At 74.4% G+C, this 15,683-nt stretch carries 15 protein-coding genes; 7 read left to right on the top strand and 8 right to left on the bottom strand.

Annotated features, from left to right (window positions below):
* The first annotated feature begins 97 nt into the window (after positions 1-97).
* Positions 98-1,885, top strand: coding sequence for an aryl-sulfate sulfotransferase (locus tag OM98_RS05640; RefSeq protein WP_010533625.1), 1,788 nt, complete (start codon positions 98-100; stop codon positions 1,883-1,885).
* A gap of 47 nt (positions 1,886-1,932) precedes the next feature.
* On the opposite strand, the gene OM98_RS05635 is transcribed toward OM98_RS05640, so the two are convergent.
* Entirely contained in the window at positions 1,933-2,478 is a 546-nt protein-coding gene (locus tag OM98_RS05635) for a TetR/AcrR family transcriptional regulator (RefSeq protein WP_139017580.1), read from the bottom strand.
* A 128-nt stretch (positions 2,479-2,606) separates the two neighbouring features.
* Here OM98_RS05635 and OM98_RS05630 point away from each other — a divergent pair, with 128 nt between their 5' ends.
* Positions 2,607-4,148: an MFS transporter gene (locus tag OM98_RS05630; RefSeq protein WP_010533623.1), complete on the top strand. Its 1,542-nt coding sequence runs from the start codon at positions 2,607-2,609 to the stop codon at positions 4,146-4,148.
* 40 nt (positions 4,149-4,188) lie between these two features.
* On the opposite strand, the gene OM98_RS05625 is transcribed toward OM98_RS05630, so the two are convergent.
* Positions 4,189-4,938 (bottom strand): VOC family protein, encoded by a 750-nt coding sequence (locus OM98_RS05625; RefSeq protein ID WP_010533622.1) that lies wholly within the window; start codon positions 4,936-4,938, stop codon positions 4,189-4,191.
* An 87-nt stretch (positions 4,939-5,025) separates the two neighbouring features.
* Between OM98_RS05625 and OM98_RS14800 the strand changes: the two genes are divergently transcribed.
* Positions 5,026-5,934, top strand: coding sequence for a maleylpyruvate isomerase N-terminal domain-containing protein (locus tag OM98_RS14800; RefSeq protein ID WP_010533621.1), 909 nt, complete (start codon positions 5,026-5,028; stop codon positions 5,932-5,934).
* A gap of 65 nt (positions 5,935-5,999) precedes the next feature.
* On the opposite strand, the gene OM98_RS05615 is transcribed toward OM98_RS14800, so the two are convergent.
* From OM98_RS05615 to OM98_RS14505, 3 genes are all read right to left on the bottom strand, one after another.
* Positions 6,000-6,449, bottom strand: coding sequence for a DnaJ family domain-containing protein (locus OM98_RS05615; RefSeq protein WP_010533620.1), 450 nt, complete (start codon positions 6,447-6,449; stop codon positions 6,000-6,002).
* 87 nt (positions 6,450-6,536) lie between these two features.
* Positions 6,537-6,740: a hypothetical protein gene (locus tag OM98_RS16145; RefSeq protein ID WP_010533619.1), complete on the bottom strand. Its 204-nt coding sequence runs from the start codon at positions 6,738-6,740 to the stop codon at positions 6,537-6,539.
* A gap of 18 nt (positions 6,741-6,758) precedes the next feature.
* Entirely contained in the window at positions 6,759-7,580 is an 822-nt protein-coding gene (locus OM98_RS14505; protein ID WP_010533618.1) for a GNAT family N-acetyltransferase, read from the bottom strand.
* Positions 7,581-7,661: 81 nt separating this feature from the next.
* On the opposite strand from OM98_RS14505, the gene OM98_RS05605 reads away from it, so the two are divergent.
* Positions 7,662-8,177, top strand: coding sequence for a GNAT family N-acetyltransferase (locus OM98_RS05605; protein WP_010533617.1), 516 nt, complete (start codon positions 7,662-7,664; stop codon positions 8,175-8,177).
* Between the two features lie 40 nt (positions 8,178-8,217).
* Positions 8,218-8,964 (top strand): 3-keto-5-aminohexanoate cleavage protein, encoded by a 747-nt coding sequence (locus OM98_RS05600; RefSeq protein ID WP_010533616.1) that lies wholly within the window; start codon positions 8,218-8,220, stop codon positions 8,962-8,964.
* Positions 8,965-9,048: 84 nt separating this feature from the next.
* Here OM98_RS05600 and OM98_RS05595 read toward each other — a convergent pair whose 3' ends face one another.
* On the bottom strand, positions 9,049-9,711 hold the full coding sequence (locus tag OM98_RS05595) for a hypothetical protein (protein WP_010533615.1): 663 nt from the start codon (positions 9,709-9,711) through the stop codon (positions 9,049-9,051).
* Positions 9,712-9,960: 249 nt separating this feature from the next.
* On the opposite strand from OM98_RS05595, the gene OM98_RS05590 reads away from it, so the two are divergent.
* Entirely contained in the window at positions 9,961-11,013 is a 1,053-nt protein-coding gene (locus OM98_RS05590; protein WP_010533614.1) for a S66 family peptidase, read from the top strand.
* A gap of 10 nt (positions 11,014-11,023) precedes the next feature.
* Here the strand turns inward: OM98_RS05590 and OM98_RS05585 are convergent, their stop codons facing one another.
* Positions 11,024-12,166 (bottom strand): ATP-binding protein, encoded by a 1,143-nt coding sequence (locus OM98_RS05585; protein WP_010533613.1) that lies wholly within the window; start codon positions 12,164-12,166, stop codon positions 11,024-11,026.
* A gap of 260 nt (positions 12,167-12,426) precedes the next feature.
* On the opposite strand from OM98_RS05585, the gene OM98_RS05580 reads away from it, so the two are divergent.
* Positions 12,427-14,595, top strand: a complete 2,169-nt coding sequence (locus OM98_RS05580) for an NADPH-dependent 2,4-dienoyl-CoA reductase (RefSeq protein WP_010533612.1) — start codon at positions 12,427-12,429, stop codon at positions 14,593-14,595.
* 3 nt (positions 14,596-14,598) lie between these two features.
* Here OM98_RS05580 and OM98_RS05575 read toward each other — a convergent pair whose 3' ends face one another.
* A complete protein-coding gene (locus OM98_RS05575; protein ID WP_050812615.1) occupies positions 14,599-15,573 on the bottom strand; it encodes an alpha/beta hydrolase fold domain-containing protein in 975 nt (324 codons plus the stop codon).
* Positions 15,574-15,683 lie beyond the last annotated feature (110 nt).

The following is a 15,683-nucleotide window of genomic DNA, read 5'->3' as shown; positions in this document are numbered from 1 at the left end:
GTCCGGCACCCTAGCGCACGGTCCCGACATTCCTTCCAGCCCTGCCTGTGGGGGCGCCTGCGATGCCCGCGCCGCGCCACCTCCTAGACTCGCGACCATGCCGACACCGACCACGCCCTCCCCCGGTGAGTCCCCCGGGACCTCCCTGCCGACCGTGACCACCAGCCGGGCCGTGCTGGCCCGTCGCCGCTTCCTGGCCGGGGGCGGCGTCCTCGTCGCCGGGGCCGTGACGCTGACCGCCTGCGACAACGGAAGTGGCGAGGAGGGCATGGAGACCCCCTCCACCGATGCCGAGGGACCCACCGGCCCCGAGGTCGTCATCGACGAGTTCCAGGACTACTCGGGCGACCACACCCTGTGGCAGGTCCGCTACGAGCTCGGGGACGACGAGGAGTCCCCCGAGCTGTTCGACGCGACCACGCAGGCCGCCCGCCACGAGGCGCTGCAGGCCAAGAAGGAGGAGCAGGAGTGGACGGCGGCGGAGCCGCTGCTGGTGATGGACCCCTACGGCACCACCCGCTCCGGCCTGTACCTCTACTTCACCGACGCCGCGGCCGGCGAGGTCGAGGTGACCGCGCAGGTCGCCGCCACCGAGGACTTCACCGCCACGATCGCCAACCAGGCCGACACCGGCTTCGAGGGGCTCGCCATCGCGATGGTGCCCGGGGCCATCAACGAGCTGACGCTGCGGTGGCGCCCCGAGGGGGGCGACGAGGTCGCCAGCGCGATGCGCATCAAGACCCCCGAGGCGGCCACCGGCTACGGCACGGTGCTGGACACGCAGATCGAGGACGCGGAGGCGATCGCTCCCGGGCTGTTCGCCCTCTCCGGCATCTCCGGTCCCGGCAACGCCTCCTTCCTCTACGACGGCACCGGCACCATGCGCGCCGAGATCCCCTCCGGCGACTCCCCGCAGCACCGCGTGCGGCTGCAGGAGGGGAACCTCGTGGTCACCACCGGTTCGCGGCAGGTCAGCGTGCTGGATGCCTTCGGGCACGCGGGCACGATCATCGACCTCGGCGACCAGTCGGTGCACCACGACCTGGAGGTCGTCGACGGCATCGCCTACGTGCTCACCTCGAAGGTGGGCAACGAGCGGGTCGAGGACCGCGTGATCCGGGTGGACCTCGCATCCGGCCAGGTCGACGAGGTGGTGGACCTGCAGACCGTCTTCCCGGCCTACGAGGAGATCGCCCATGCCCGCGAGGGCGGCGAGGCCGGCGGCTCCGCGGTCAAGGGCAAGGACTGGATCCACATCAACTCGATCGACATCACCGACGGGGTGATGGTGCTCTCCGCCCGCGAGACCTCGACGATCATCGCGCTGGACGGCGCCCTCGAGCCCGGGGGCGAGCCGAGCGTGCGCTGGCTGATCGGCGGGGAGGTGCTGTGGGAGGGCACCGGCTACGAGGAGCACTTCCTGGCCGCGGAGGGCGATCCGAACGGCAACGCCGGCCAGCACACCGTGCAGCGGATCGACGACGACTCGCTGGACGAGGGCCAGTTCTACCTGGAGATGTTCAACAACAACCACTGGTACCTGGGCACCCGTGATGCGGAGGTCTGGGAGGGCAAGGGCCCGGCCAACGCCTCCGAGAGCGAGTTCGACGGGGTCAGCCAGGTGCTGCGCTACCTGGTGGACGAGAACGCCGGGACCTACTCGGAGGACCTGATGGTGGAGATCCCCTATTCCTCGGTGGTCTCCAGCGTGCAGCGCCTGGGCGACGGCGGCATCGATCAGCCGATGGTGGTGAACTCCGGCAAGGCCAACGAGTTCTCCGAGCGCACCGCCGAGGGCGAGCTGGTCGCGGCCTACCGCTATGACTCCTCGAACTTCGGCTACCGGGTCTACAAGGACAGCTTCGAGGGCTTCTGGTACGCCTGATGCCCGACGGGGTGTCCGGCCGCTGAGGTGGGCGGGCCGGTGCGGACTCAGTCCGTGCCGGCCCGCTCCCGCATCCGGGCGACGACGGCCAGCAGCGCCTCGAGGTTCTGCTCGCGGCGGGCGGCGTCGGGGTGCCCGGTCGAGTCCAGCAGCGCGTTGTAGTACAGCCCGTCACCGATCAGCATGATCGCCTCGGCGATCGCGTCGTCGCCGACCTCCTGCCGGATCAGGCGCAGCCAGTCCTCACGGATGCGGTCGAAGGCGGCCCGGACAGGGGCGTCCTCGCCGTGGCTGAGGCGGGAGCCGGCCACCAGGGCGCGGTCGAAGGGGCTGTCCTCGTAGACGGAGGAGCGCACGTAGTAGGCGGAGGGGCCGTCGGGGGCGGCGGCCATCTGCTCGAGGTCGAGGGCGGCGAGGTCCAGCATCCGCTCGGCGAGGCCCTCGACCAGGGCGCGCTTGGAACCGAAGTGGTAGAGCAGCCCGCCCTTGGAGACCTCGGCGCGCGCGGCGACGGCCTCCAGGGTGGCGGCACGCTCGCCCTCCTCGATGAGCACGCGTTCCAGGGCGTCGAGCACGTCTTCTCTCGCGGACATGACCAGCACCATAGGCGCTCCCGCTTCACTGTACCGTCTGGACGGTTTAGGGTCGGGGTGTCGTCCCCGCTCCCCGGGGACCCCGATGCGCCGGACACCACGCCCGGCGCCAGCCCGAGGGAGGCCCCATGTCCGTCCAGGTCCCCACCTCCGAGATCCCCGTGATCACCAGCTCCCGCCGTCGCTGGGCGGCGCTGGCCGTGTTGATGCTGCCGGTGCTGCTGGTCTCGGTGGACAACACGGTGCTGTCCTTCGCGCTGCCCGCCCTGTCCACCGCGCTGCAACCCTCGGGCACGGCGCTGCTGTGGATCGTGGACGTCTACCCGCTGCTGCTGGCCGGGCTGCTGGTGCCGATGGGCTCCCTCGGCGACCGCATCGGCCGTCGCCGCCTGCTGCTGATCGGCGCCGCCGGCTTCGCGGCCGTCTCCGCGGTGGCCGCCTTCGCGCCGACCGCCGGGGCGCTGATCGCCCTGCGTGCCGCGATGGGCGTGTTCGGCGCAATGCTGATGCCCGCCACGCTCTCGCTGATCCGCAACATCTTCCTGGACCCCGAGGAGCGGCGGATCGCGATCGCCGTGTGGGCGGCCGGCTTCTCCGGGGGCGCGGCGCTCGGCCCCATCGTGGGCGGCTTCCTGCTCGAGCACCTGTGGTGGGGCTCGGTGTTCCTGCTGGCCCTGCCGATGCTGGTGCCGCTGCTGGTGCTCGGCCCGGTGCTGGTGCCGGAGTCCCGCGACCCGCGGCCGGGTCCCGTCGACCCCGCCTCGATCGTGCTGGTGATGGCGACGATGGTGCCGCTGGTGTGGGCCATCAAGACCGTCGCGCACGGCGGCGTGAGCATCCCGGTGGTGCTCGCGGCCGGGCTGGGCCTGCTCGCGGGCGTCGCCTTCGTGCGCCGTCAGCTGATGCGGGAGACCCCGATGCTGGACGTGCGGCTGTTCACCGTGCCGGCCTTCTCCGCCTCGATCATGGCGAATCTGCTGAGCGTGTTCTCGATGGTCGGCTTCCTGTACTTCGTCTCCCAGCACCTGCAGCTGGTCTCCGGCCGCACGCCGATGCAGGCGGGGCTGATGCTGCTGCCGGGCCTGGTGGTGACGATCGCGGCCGGGCTGCTGGTGGTGCGGGTGGTGCGCCGCGTCCGCCCCTCCCACGCGATGGCGGCAGGCCTGCTGCTGAACGCCGTGGGCTATGCGGTGATCCTCACCGGCGGTCGCTCCGGCTCGGACCTCGCCCTGGTCCTGGCCTTCGTGATTCTGGGCGCCGGGGTCGGATTCGCCGAGACCATCTCGAACGACCTGATCCTGTCCTCCGTGCCGGCACGGAAGGCGGGCGCGGCCTCCGCGATCTCCGAGACGGCCTACGAGACGGGGGCGGTGCTGGGCACCGCGGTGCTGGGCAGCATCCTGAACGCCGCCTACCGCGCCCACGTCGAGCTGCCGACGGGCCTGGACGCCTCCCAGCGCGCCGCGGCCGGGGAGACCCTGGGCGGGGCGACGACGGTGGCCGGTGAGCTGCCGGTGGCGACCGGCGAGGCGTTGCTGGCCTCGGCCCGGCACGCTTTCGACTCGGGCGTGGTGATCACGGCGAGCGTGGGCCTGCTGGCGATGCTCGGCGCGGCCGTGATGGTGCTGGTGGCGATGCGTCCGCGCAGCGCGATCGCAGAGCGCGCCTGAGCCGCCGTCCGTATCGCGCCTGCCGGTCGGTGGGGGCGGTTCAGGCCACGCCGCCCCCGCCGAGCACGCAGAACTCGTTGCCGGAGGGGTCGAGGTAGACCCGCCAGGGCAGCGGACCCCAGTCGTGCTCGCGGACACGGCCGCCCAGGTCGAGGATCTGCTCGTGGATCTCCTCGACGTCGTCGCCCTCCTCGAGGCGCACGTCCAGGTGGATCCGGTTCTTCGCCGCGGGCCCCGCGGGCTTCGGCGCCGGCTCGGGGCAGAACTCCAGCAGCGGGCCGCGGCCGGAAGGATGGCGCAGGGTGCGCGGGGCGATGCCGGGGGCGTCCTGCCAGCCGGTCAGCCAGGCCCAGAACTCGGCGTCCCGGTCGGGGTCGGCGACGTCGAGCGGCAGGGCGGCGATCGGCCCGGTGCCGACGTAGGCCGCGCGGGCCTCCATCACGCAGAAGGGGGTGCCGCCGGGGTCGGCCAGCACGGTCCAGGGCACCTCGCCCTGGCCGATGTCGAGGTCGTGGGCGCCGAGGGCGCGCAGCCGCGTCGCGGCCTCCGCCTGGCCCCCGGGGTTCCCCGGGGTGCCGCCGAGCAGGTCCAGGTGCAGCCGCAGCGGCTCCTGGTCGGCCTCGGCGACCTTCACCACGCAGATGTCGAGGGAGGCGTCCCCGTCGATGACCAGGCGGGATTCAAGCAGGTCGGGCTCGGTGGTGAGCCGGGTGGCGCCGAGGGCGGCCTCCCAGAACTCCCCCACCGCGTGCGGGTCCGCGGCGTCTATGCCGATGTTGTCCAGGCGCATGCCGGGAGTCTACGGAGCGGCCCCGACGAACCACGCTCGCCCCGGTTTTCGCTGTCTTTCGCCGGGCCCCGGTGCTTGACTGGCCGCATGGTCACCGACGATCACCCCACCCCAGACCCCGCCGCGTCCCGCTCCACCGCCGAACCGTCCGCCGCGGAGCGCCTCGCCACGGAGGCCGCCCGCTTCGATGCGGTCCTCGCCGAGGCGGACCCGGCCGCGCCCGTCCCGGCCTGCCCGGACTGGACGGCGCTGGACCTGCTCTGGCACGGCGCCGAGGTCCACGAGTTCTGGTCGACACTGCTGGCCGCGGGCGCGCTCACCGATGAGGATGCGGAGGCCGCCGAGGGCGCCGCGGCACCTCGCCCGGAGGGCCCGGACGCCCGGGAGCGGATCCTGGAGCGTCGCCGCGCAGCCACCGCGGCGCTGCTCGATCAGCTCGCCGTCCGGGACGACGCCGAGGAGGCGTGGACCTGGTTCCCGGCGGACCGCAGCGTCGGCTTCACCCGGCGGATGCAGGTGCACGAGGCGACCGTGCACCGGGTGGACGCCGAGATGACGGCGGACCTCCCCGCACTCTCCCCCATCGACCGCGCCGTGGCGGTGGACGGCCTGGACCATGTGCTCGCGGTGATGTGGGCGGCGGGGCACGACTGGATCCCGGAGTGGGGGAAGATCGAGACCCTGGCGATGCTGCGCGTGGAACCGGACGACGACGGCGCCGGCAAGGACGTGGAGATCGCCCGCTGGTCGGGCACCCGCCCCCGCGACGGACAGACCTTCGAGGCGCTGGTGGCGCGGCCGTGGCCGGCGGGCGCGGACCCGACCGGCCTGCCCCGGGCCACCGCCACCGGCCCTGTGACCGCGCTGTACCTGTGGGCCTGGGGCCGCGGCGACGCTCTGGCACGGCTCGACGGCGGACCGGCCGCCGTCGAGGTGAGCGGGGACCGGGAGGCCGTTGCCGCGGTGGAGGCGCTCATCGCGCAGGGGATCGACTGACCCCATGACTGCCTCGGGCCTCGAGAGGCTCGAGCACGTGGAGCTGCCCGGTGTCCGGAGAAGGCTCAGCGCCGACCGAAGGCCCACCAGCGGCGGCGCCGCGGCGGCGCGGGCTCGGGCTCCGGAGGCGGCAGCGGGTCGGGGTGCAGCTCCCGCCAGCGTTTCACGGCCGCCTCGGCGTCCAGCTCGGGGGCCAGCATCCGGGCCAGCGGGTTCGCGGCGCGGTCGGCCCGGACCCGGGCGGTGAAGTCCTCGGCGTACTCCCGCACCGCGTCCTCGTCGCGCAGGGCGGCCAGGGTGTCGTCGCGACGCTCGTACTCGCGGCGCAGCAGCACGACCACGGGCAGGAGGGCATCGCGGTCCACGTCGTCCTCAGAGAGGCGCTGCTTGATCCACCAGTCGGGGTCGTGGGAGGCGGGCAGGTCCAGGGGCTTCCCGGCCCCGGGCAGGTCCGCGAAGTCGCCGCGGGCGATGGCCTCCTCGACGGCGCCGTCCACCCAGCGCTGGTCCCGCATGACCGGCCCCTTCCCGTCGTCGCCGTGGCCCCATCCTCCCGCACCCGGGGCCGGGAGGACAGGGCTCCCCACGCGGCGGGTGCTGAGTCAGCCGAGGTCGGGCCGCCCCTGCAGGCCGAGCTCCCGGAAGGCCACCCGGTAGCCGAGCTGCTCGTTGATCGCGATCATCCAGGGGTTAACGTGGGAGTTCCAGGTGGCCAGCGCGCGGAGCCCGGGGGCCTGCTCGCGCAGGGCGGCATGGGTGGCGACCTTGAGGGCGAGGCCCAGTCGGTGCCCACGATGCTCGGGCATGACCAGGGTGTTCTCCTGCTAGCCGACGGTCGTGGCCTCACCCTCCTGGAACTGCACCTCGGAGTTCCCGGCCAGGGTGCCGTCGGGGGCGATGGCGACCGCGAGGATCGAGCGCTTGCCCTGCTCCCGATGACGCTGCTCCATCACCCGGATCCGCTCGGCCGGGAATTCGGGGGCCTCGAACTCCAGCTCCTCGGAGGGATCGTCCAGTTCGAGCTGGGTGAGCAGTCGCCCGTAGGCGGCCAGGTGCTCCTCGGGCACGCCGTCGTCCCAGCGCTCGATGCGGTACGCGCCCTGCTTCTCGGCGGCCTCGGCGGCCAGGCGCTCCAGCAGCGATTCCTCCAGCGGCAGCGGCAGCATCCGGCAGACGCCGATGTTCTTGCAGCTCAGGCCGAGGCGTGCCGCGAGCCGGTTCGCGGGCAGGGCGGGGTCGTCGGGGTCGCCCTCGGCGGGGATCTCCGCCCCGGCATCCACCAGCGTCCGCCCGGAGGCGCGGATCGCGGGGATCAGCGCCTGCTCCAGCAGTGCAGTCGCGATGCCGTGCCCGCGGAAGGCCGGGTGCACCTCGATGCCGACGTGGATCGCCTCCAGGTTCTCCTGCAGGGCTTCGTGGGTGGAGGCAGTGGCGACGATGGTCTCGCCGCCGTCCATCGGCTCGGCGACAGCCACCCAATGCTGCATCCGCCAGTACGGGGTGTCCCGCAGGACGGCGCGCCGCTGCTCCACGGTGAAGGGCTCGCTGCCGCCGAAGCGGTCGCGGTCCATCGCCTCGTCCAGGGCGTTGAGCTGGGCGATGTCGGTCTCGGAGGCGAGGTCCAGGGGCCGGATCTGCACGTGCATGGGGTCAGTGGACCACGGGCCCGCGGCCACCGTCGACGGAATAACCCGGCGCCCGTGCACCGACGGGCCTACCGTGGGCCGATGGAGATCGTCCCGCCCACGCCCCGCGTCCACGCCTCGTTCCTCGCCGCCTGGGACGAATTCGACGCCGAGGACGGCCAGGGCGCCGACTGGACCGCCGCCTTCGGCCATGAGCGTGCGCAGGTGGCCGACGCCGAGGGCTTCGCCGCGATGTGCGCCCGGCGCGGCGGCGAGGTGGACTCGCCGCCGCCCGGCTTCGTGCCCGTGGCGACGCTGTGGGCCGTCGAGGGCGATGAGTGGTTGGGCCGGGTGTCGATCCGGCACCGTTTGAACGATGCCCTGCGCCGCGAGGGCGGCCACCTGGGGTACGCGGTGCGCCCGAGCGCGCGCCGCCGCGGCATCGCCACCACCCTGATGCAGGCCGGCCTGGACGAGCTGGCCGGCATCGGCGTCGCGCAGGCACTGGTCACCTGCGACGCCGGCAACGGGCCCTCGGCCCGCATCATCGAGGCGGCCGGCGGGGTGCTCGAGAGCCCGCCCGACCACAAGCGCCGCTACCTCGTGCCGACCGCCTGACCCGCCCTCGTCCGTCACAGCCCGCCCCTACCGTGGGGCCATGCTGCAGATCACCCCGACCGGTGCCTGGGGTCGTGACCGCCACCCCGCCCTGCCCCTGACCACGACGGACCTGCTCGCCGACCTGCGGGGATGCCTGCTCGCGGGGGCGGAGGGGGTGCACCTCCACGTCCGGGACGAGGACGGGGCGGAGACCCTCGACCCGGCGCGCGTCGCCGAGGTGTGCGCCCGCGTGCACGGTCTCGCCGCCGAGCTGGGGCGGGAGGTCGAGATCGGCCTGACGACGGGCGCGTGGATCGTGCCGGACGTCCGCGACCGGGTGGCGATGATCCGGGAGTGGGAGGGCGTGGACTGCGCGACCGTGAACCTCTGCGAGCCCGGCTTCGAGCGGGTGATGGAGGCGATGCACGAGGTGGGCATCGGGATCGACGTGGGGCTGTGGGCTCCCGCGGAGCTGCCGCTGCTGGAGGCCTCGGGTGTGGGCGCCATCGCCCAGCGGGTCAGCATCGAGCTGGACGAGGACGCCCCGCCGCATCACCTCCAGGGCGATCCGCTCGCCCACCTGGACCGCGCCGAGCAGGGGCTGGACGAGATCGGGGTGACCTGCCCGCGCCTCGTGCACGGCACCGAGGGCTGGACCTGGCCGCTGGTGCGGGCCGCGCTCGCCCGCGGACACGAGACCCGGGTCGGCTTCGAGGACGGCGTCCTACTGCCTTCCGGGCGCCGGGCCGCGAGCAACGCGGAGCTGGTCGCCGCCGCCGTCGAACTGCGCGACGCCGTGCCCTGAACAGCGTCGACGCCGGAGTGTTTGGCTCTGCCCCGAGGGCAGTTCGGAGCGTGAGGCCTGCCGGGATCGACCGTCGGCCAGGCCTCACTCGCTGCCGTCGAGCATCCCTCCGTCGAGGAGCCGGTGGTAGCGCAGCCGGAGAGCCCGTTCGGTGCTCGCCACGATGGCCGCCACGATCAGGGAGGCGTTCACCCACCAGGGAAGCTGCAGAGGCGAGGTGAAGGTCCCGACCCGGTCGCCGATCGGAGGGATCGCCGTGATCTGCTCGGCCAGCTGAGGGATGCCGAGGACGAGCGCGATCAGCAGGATCACCACGGAGACCACTCCCAGGGCGCGACTCGCTCCGGGGAAGCGCTCTGCGAGGCGCGCGCGTGCCCCGGCGGCGGAGGCCGGGTCGGGCTGTAGGGGCTGCTCTCCGCCGTCGTCGCGGACGAGGTGGCAGCGCTTGAGGCCGTAGTGGCTGACCGCCACCTCGATCACGCCCCCGGTCACCGGCATCACCGCGGGCGGCTTCGAGCGGGCGACCTGCCGACGATCCCGATAGAAGTCCACCCAGATCTCGCCGCTCGCGTTCCCTCCGTGACGCGTGTCCACCGACCACAGGGCCGTCCCCTCCCCCGGCTCCTGCAGGCGGACGTGGAACAGGGAGCGGGTGAGCAGCTGCCAGACGCGGAAAGGCGGCAGGGCGCGGCCGTCGCCGTTGCGCAGCCGGCGGGCGGCGCGGCGACGACGTCGTTCCGAGACCATGCGGCGAGCCTATCCGCGGCGACCATCGCCCGGGGGCGCACCCGCGCCACGTTCGTGCTGGATAGCGGTCCTCCATCCAGCACAGACGTGACGGCGCCGGCACCATTCCCGCACGGACGTGGCGCACCCTCACGCGGCGCGGGAGAGGGAGCGAGCCAGGATGCGAGACGCGGAGCGGGATGCGGGGTGGGACGGGCCGGCGGCCGGAAAGCGGTGGACGGGCCCCGCGCCGGGTGGTGGGATCGGGCGATGAGCCCCGCGCCCTCGATCCCCTCCCCCAAGGCCCGCCCCGGCGACCGCATCGCCGTGCTCTCCCCCGCCTTCGCCGCCCCCAGCGTCTCCGAGGCGCTGCACGAGCAGGCGCTGCGCCGCCTGCAGGAGGCCACCGGACTGGTGCCCGTCGAGTACCCCACCACGCGGCGCGCCGGGGCGAGCGCCGAGGACCGCGCGGCCGACGTCAACGCCGCCTTCGCGGACCCCACGATTCGCGCGGTGATCGCCACCGTCGGCGGGGACGACCAGATCACCGTGATCCCCCACCTGGACCGGGCCGTGCTCGCCGCGGATCCCAAGCCCTTCCTCGGCTACAGCGACAACACGAACCTGCACCACCTGCTGTGGGAGCTGGGCGTGCCCAGCTACTACGGCGGCTCCACGCAGGTGCACATCGGGCCGGGCCCGCACCTGGACGAGGTGCATCTGAGCTCGCTGCGGGCGGCCCTGCTGGACGGCGGCCGCCTGCTGCTGAGCGACCCGGGCGAGTCCGAGGACGTCGGCCGGCCCTGGGACGACCCGCGGGCGCTGGTCGAATACGGTGACCGCGAGCCGACGACGCCGTGGACCTGGGCCGGGCCCGCCCGCACGGTGGAGGGCCCGAGCTGGGGCGGCTGCCTGGAGGTGATCGACCTGATCGCCCTCGCCGGCCGCCTGCCCGAGACCTCCGCACTGGAGGGGTCGATCCTGCTGCTGGAGACCAGCGAGCTCCGGCCGTCGGCGGACTACGTCTCCATGTGGGTGCGAGCCCTCGGCGAGCGCGGCGTGCTCGCCGCCGCGGCGGGGGTGCTGCTGGCCCGGCCGCCGGTCAGCGGCTTCGAGGTGCCCCGCGCCTCGGCCGAGGAGCGGGAGGCGCTGCGGGTGGCGCAGCGGGAGGCCGTGATCGAGCAGGCGGCGCGCTACAACCCGGAGGCCGTGGTGTGCGTCGGGGTGCCCTTCGGCCACACCCGGCCGCAGTGGATCCTGCCGCACGGCGGGCAGATCAGCCTGGACGGGGCCGCCCGCACCGTCGTCGCCGACTACTCCTGAGCGAACCGCCTCAGCGGCCGCGCAGGGAGAGCACGTGCTCGGCGAAACCGGGGGCGGTGAAGGAGAGCAGACCGCGGCCCGCGATCTGGACGATGCCCTTGTCCAGCAGCGACTGCCGCGGGCCGCTCAGGGCGCTGGAGGTGGTGCCGAGCGCCGCGGCCAGGTCCGCGCGGGCCACCTCCTCCCCGCCGAGGCGTGCCATCGCCGCCAGCAGCTCCCGCTCCTTCGGGGAGGCCTTGGACCAGCGGGCGCGGTGCAGGGCGGCCATGTCCTCGGCGACGACCAGGCCGGCCGGCTCGACGTGGTCGGCGCCGAGCACGCCCTCGGGATCGGGGGACCCGGCGGCGGTCCACATCGCCTCGCCCCAGAGCTGCACCGCGTACGGGTAGCCCTGGGTGCGCGCCACCACCTCCTGCAGGGCGGAGGTCTCCCAGCGCACCCCGAGGTCCGCGGCAGGGCGGGTGAGGGCCTCGCGCACCTCATGGTCCTCGAGGTCCCGCATGGTGCGGAAGCGAAAGCGCTCGGCGCTGGTCACGGCGGCGGTGACGACGTCGGCGGTGTGGCTGAGGCCGGCGGCGACCAGGGCGGCGGGGGTCCGCGATCCCTGCAGCTCCTGCCAGGCGAAGGCGACGGTGCGCAGGCCGTGCTCGTCGGCGTCCTGCAGCTCGTCGATCAGCAGCACGATGCCGGCCAGCCCCTGGTCGAGGGCGGCCTGGGCGGTGCGCTCGATCAGCTCGCGGAAGGCGCGGGTGGCCTGCGGCAGCGGCGCCTCGGGGCGGGCCTCGGCGGTCACCTGGGCGAGGCCCGGCACCCCGAGGGTGAGCGAGACGCTCTCCAGCCAGTCGTCGGGGCCGTCCGGATGACCCCAGGTCTGCATCAGGGCGCGGGCCTCGTCGGCGATCACGGCGGGCAGGGCGCCGTTCCCGGCGGTGACGGAGATCGGCGCCAGGCCCAGGCGCCGGGCGTCCTCGCGGGTGCGGCGCAGCAGGCTGGTCTTGCCGACGCCGCGGGGGCCGACGTCCACCCGGATCCGTCCGGCGAAGCGGCCGTGCAGGGCGGGGAGGGTGAGCAGGCCGCCGATCTCCTCGAGCTGCGCCTCGCGGCCGGGGATCTCGCGGGCCACCTCGCCGGGGGTGAAGGGACTGAGCTGCATCCGGACCTCCGATGCTCGTCGATAGATGGAGCCCACGATAAGGAATCATCGGCCCGCGCCACGCGGGCGCGCGCCCACCGTCCCGCCACGCGGACCGTCACGGGACGATTCTCCGGCACGGCCCCGACGAACCAGGCCGCCGGGCGCCCAGGTCAGGGCGCGGAGTCCGCGGAAAAATCCCGCGTTCCGAGCCCGCCACGGCCCGCTGACCTCGGGTTTCAGGGTCCAACGGGGCGCGCGGGCCTGACACAATCCCCTCCATGACCACCTCGCTCGGCACCGGCGTCGCGCAGCATCCCGCCACCGCACCGTCGCGGTACGCCTCCCTGCTCTCCCCGCTCGACCTCGGCCGCTTCACCGTCAGCAACCGCCTGGTGATGGGCTCGATGCACGTGGGCCTCGAGGACCACCCCGGCGACGTCGGCCGCCTGGCCGCCTACCTCGGCGAGCGCGCCCGCGGCGGGGTGGGTCTCATCGTCACCGGCGGCTACTCCCCCAACCGCAGCGGCCGCCTCACCCCGCACGGCGCCCAGGCCGGCGAGCACCAGCTGGCCAAGCACGACCGCATCACCCGCGAGGTGCACGAGGCCGACGGGCGGATCCTGCTGCAGCTGCTCCACGCCGGGCGCTACGCCTTCCACCCGCTCGCCGCCTCCGCCAGCGCGGGCCGCTCGCCCATCTCCCCCTTCCGCTCCCGTCGCCTGACCCGCGCCGGGATCCGTCGCACCATCGGGCAGTACGCGGCCGCCGCGGCCCGCTCCCGGGAGGCCGGCTACGACGGCGTCGAGATCATGGGCTCCGAGGGCTACCTGCTGAACCAGTTCCTCGCGCCCCGCACCAACCGCCGTCGCGACCGCTACGGCCGCACCGCCGCCGCCCGCCGCGAGGTGCCACTGGCGATCGCCGCCGCCGTGCGCGAGGCCCTCGGCGAGGACGGCCTGCTCTCCTACCGGATCTCGCTGACGGATCTGGTCGAGGGCGGGCAGGACTGGGAGGAGACGCTGGCGCTGGCACGGGGCCTCACCGCAGCCGGGGTGGACGTGCTCTCCTCCGGGATCGGCTGGCACGAGTCCCGGGTGCCGACCATCGTCACCTCGGTGCCGCGCGGCGCCTTCGTGCCGCTCACCGCCCGCCTGCGCGAGGAGGTGCAGGTGCCCGTGGTCGCCTCCAACCGGGTGCACGACCCCGACCTCGCCGAGCGCGTGATCGCCGACGGCGAGGCCGACCTGGTCTCGATGGCGCGGCCGCTGCTGGCCGACCCGCACCTGCCGAACAAGCTCGCCGCCGGCCGCGCCGGTCAGGTCGTCTCCTGCATCTCCTGCAACCAGTCCTGCCTGGACAAGATCTTCGCCGGGAAGCGGGCGAGCTGCCTGGTCAACCCGCGCGCCGCCCACGAGACCGAGCTGGTGCTCACCCCCGTCCGCCCCCGCCGTGTGCGGGACGTGGCCGTGGTCGGCGCCGGACCGGCGGGTCTGGAGGCGGCCCTGGCCGCCGCCGAGCGCGGGCACCGGGTGACCCTGCTGGAGGCGCGGGAGGAGATCGGCGGGCAGCTGCGCCTGGCCGCCCGCATCCCCGGCAAGGAGGACTACGGCTTGGCGCTGCGCTCCTGGCGGATGCGCCTGGCCGAGGCCGGGGTGCGGGTCCACCTGGGGGTGCGGGCCACCCCCGCCGAGCTGGTCGGCATGAACGATGTCATCGTCGCCACCGGCGTCGCCCCGCGCCTGCCGGAGCTGCCCGGCTTCACCCCGCAGGCGGCCCCGCCCGCGACGGGACCGCAGGTGGTGACCTACATGGACCTGCTGGAGGAGCAGGTGGTGCCCGGGGAGAGGGTCGCGATCATCGGCGCCGGCGGCATCGGGGTGGACGTCGCCGAGTTCCTCTCCGCCGCGATCCCCTCCCCCACCCTCGAGGTCGAGACCTGGCGGGAGCACTGGGGCGTGGTCGATCCGGCCGAGCGGCGCGGGGGCCTGCGCGGCCACCGACGCCCCGCGGCCCCGGCACCCGACGGCGCAGAGGAGGAACGGGACGCCGTGGCTACCCTGCCGCGGGACGGCCGCCGCGCTCGCGAGATCCACCTGCTGCAGCGCAAGGACACCAAGATCGGCGCGGGCCTGGGCCGCACCACCGGCTGGGTGCACCGCGCCGAGCTGCGCCGCGCCGGGGTGATCGAGCACCGCGGTGTCACCTACGAGCGGATCGACGCCGAGGGCCTGCACTTCACCGAGGACGGCGAGGCGCGCGTGCTGGAGGTGGACACGGTGGTGCTGTGCGCCGGGCAGGTCAGCGTCGCCGAGCTGGCCGACGAGCTGCGCGAGCACCCCACCGGGCGCGCCCCGCGGGTGCACGTGATCGGCGGGGCCGACGTGGCCGCCGAGCTGGACGCCGAGCGCGCGATCCGCCAGGCCGTCGAGGTGGCGGCCGACCTCTGAGGCTCACGTCCCCGGCGGGGGCGCCTCCTCCGGCTCCGCGGGCACCGAGCCCGGCGTGCCCAGCGCCTCCTGCAGCGCCCGCGCCTGGGACCGCCGGAAGTCCCGGGTGACGTCCGCGCGGGGGAACAGGGCGTCGAAACCGTGGAAGGCTCCGCCGATGATCTCGAGCCGGCAGTCCACGCCTGCGCCGCGCAGCCGGGCGGCGTACCGCACGTCCTCGTCGTGGAAGAGGTCCAGCGACCCCACGCCGATCCAGGCCGGCGGGAGGCCGTGGAGGTCCTCGCGACGGGCGGGCACCGCATGGTCGGGGACGGTCTCGGCGCCCGGCTCGACACCGAGGTACGACCGCCATCCGAGGCGATTGTTGTGGGGGGTCCACACGCGGATGCCCGGGGTGTCGTGCTCCGGCCGCGTCCCGGTGCGGTCGTCGAGCATCGGGTAGACCAACAGCTGGAAGGCGAGGGGGACCTGCCCTCGGTCGAGCGCCATCTGGGCCACCGCCGCGGCCAGTCCGCCCCCGGCGCTGGCGCCGCCGACGGCCAGGCGCGCGGCGTCGATGCCGAGCTCCGCCCGACGCCGGTGCAGCCAGGTCAGCGCGGCGTAGCAGTCCTCCGCCGCGGCCGGGGCGCGGTGCGCGGGGGGGAGCCGGTAGTCGACCGAGGCGACCACGATGCCGAGCGTCCGGGCGAGCTCGAGGCAATGTCGCTCATCCTGCGCGGGGCTGCCCATGATGAGCCCGCCACCGTGGATCCAGAGCAGGGCCGGGGTCACGGCGGGCGCGAGCCGGGAGCGGTAGACGCGCAGCGGCACCGGTGGGGCCCCATCAGGTCCGGGGACGTCGACCTGCCGGATCTCCACATCGGCCGGGGCCACCGGCAAGCGGCCGGAGACGCGCTGCAGGAGCGGCACCAGGCGGGCCGGGATGTTCGTGGGCGGGATCCAGCGCGCGAGCGCGAGATCGGGGTGGAACCGCGGCATGACCATTCCCTTCCGGGCCGATGACGGACTCCCAGCAGATCACGCGCGCCCGGGATCCACCGGGGGATCCGACGGTCCCGGACGCGGCACACCTCTCCGGACGCCGCACG

Origin of the sequence: Brachybacterium squillarum M-6-3 (assembly GCF_000225825.1) — a bacterium.
Classification (GTDB): domain Bacteria; phylum Actinomycetota; class Actinomycetes; order Actinomycetales; family Dermabacteraceae; genus Brachybacterium; species Brachybacterium squillarum.
This window is presented reverse-complemented; position numbering and strand designations above follow the sequence as displayed.

Bases quoted from the DNA above. Each gene is read 5' to 3' on its own strand.
- OM98_RS05640 (WP_010533625.1), top strand. From the start codon at position 98: ATGCCGACACCGACCACGCCCTCCCCCGGTGAGTCCCCCGGGACCTCC.
- OM98_RS05635 (WP_139017580.1), bottom strand. From the start codon at position 2,478: ATGTCCGCGAGAGAAGACGTGCTCGACGCCCTGGAACGCGTGCTCATC.
- OM98_RS05630 (WP_010533623.1), top strand. From the start codon at position 2,607: ATGTCCGTCCAGGTCCCCACCTCCGAGATCCCCGTGATCACCAGCTCC.
- OM98_RS05625 (WP_010533622.1), bottom strand. From the start codon at position 4,938: ATGCGCCTGGACAACATCGGCATAGACGCCGCGGACCCGCACGCGGTG.
- OM98_RS14800 (WP_010533621.1), top strand. From the start codon at position 5,026: ATGGTCACCGACGATCACCCCACCCCAGACCCCGCCGCGTCCCGCTCC.
- OM98_RS05615 (WP_010533620.1), bottom strand. From the start codon at position 6,449: ATGCGGGACCAGCGCTGGGTGGACGGCGCCGTCGAGGAGGCCATCGCC.
- OM98_RS16145 (WP_010533619.1), bottom strand. From the start codon at position 6,740: ATGCCCGAGCATCGTGGGCACCGACTGGGCCTCGCCCTCAAGGTCGCC.
- OM98_RS14505 (WP_010533618.1), bottom strand. From the start codon at position 7,580: ATGCACGTGCAGATCCGGCCCCTGGACCTCGCCTCCGAGACCGACATC.
- OM98_RS05605 (WP_010533617.1), top strand. From the start codon at position 7,662: ATGGAGATCGTCCCGCCCACGCCCCGCGTCCACGCCTCGTTCCTCGCC.
- OM98_RS05600 (WP_010533616.1), top strand. From the start codon at position 8,218: ATGCTGCAGATCACCCCGACCGGTGCCTGGGGTCGTGACCGCCACCCC.
- OM98_RS05595 (WP_010533615.1), bottom strand. From the start codon at position 9,711: ATGGTCTCGGAACGACGTCGTCGCCGCGCCGCCCGCCGGCTGCGCAAC.
- OM98_RS05590 (WP_010533614.1), top strand. From the start codon at position 9,961: ATGAGCCCCGCGCCCTCGATCCCCTCCCCCAAGGCCCGCCCCGGCGAC.
- OM98_RS05585 (WP_010533613.1), bottom strand. From the start codon at position 12,166: ATGCAGCTCAGTCCCTTCACCCCCGGCGAGGTGGCCCGCGAGATCCCC.
- OM98_RS05580 (WP_010533612.1), top strand. From the start codon at position 12,427: ATGACCACCTCGCTCGGCACCGGCGTCGCGCAGCATCCCGCCACCGCA.
- OM98_RS05575 (WP_050812615.1), bottom strand. From the start codon at position 15,573: ATGCCGCGGTTCCACCCCGATCTCGCGCTCGCGCGCTGGATCCCGCCC.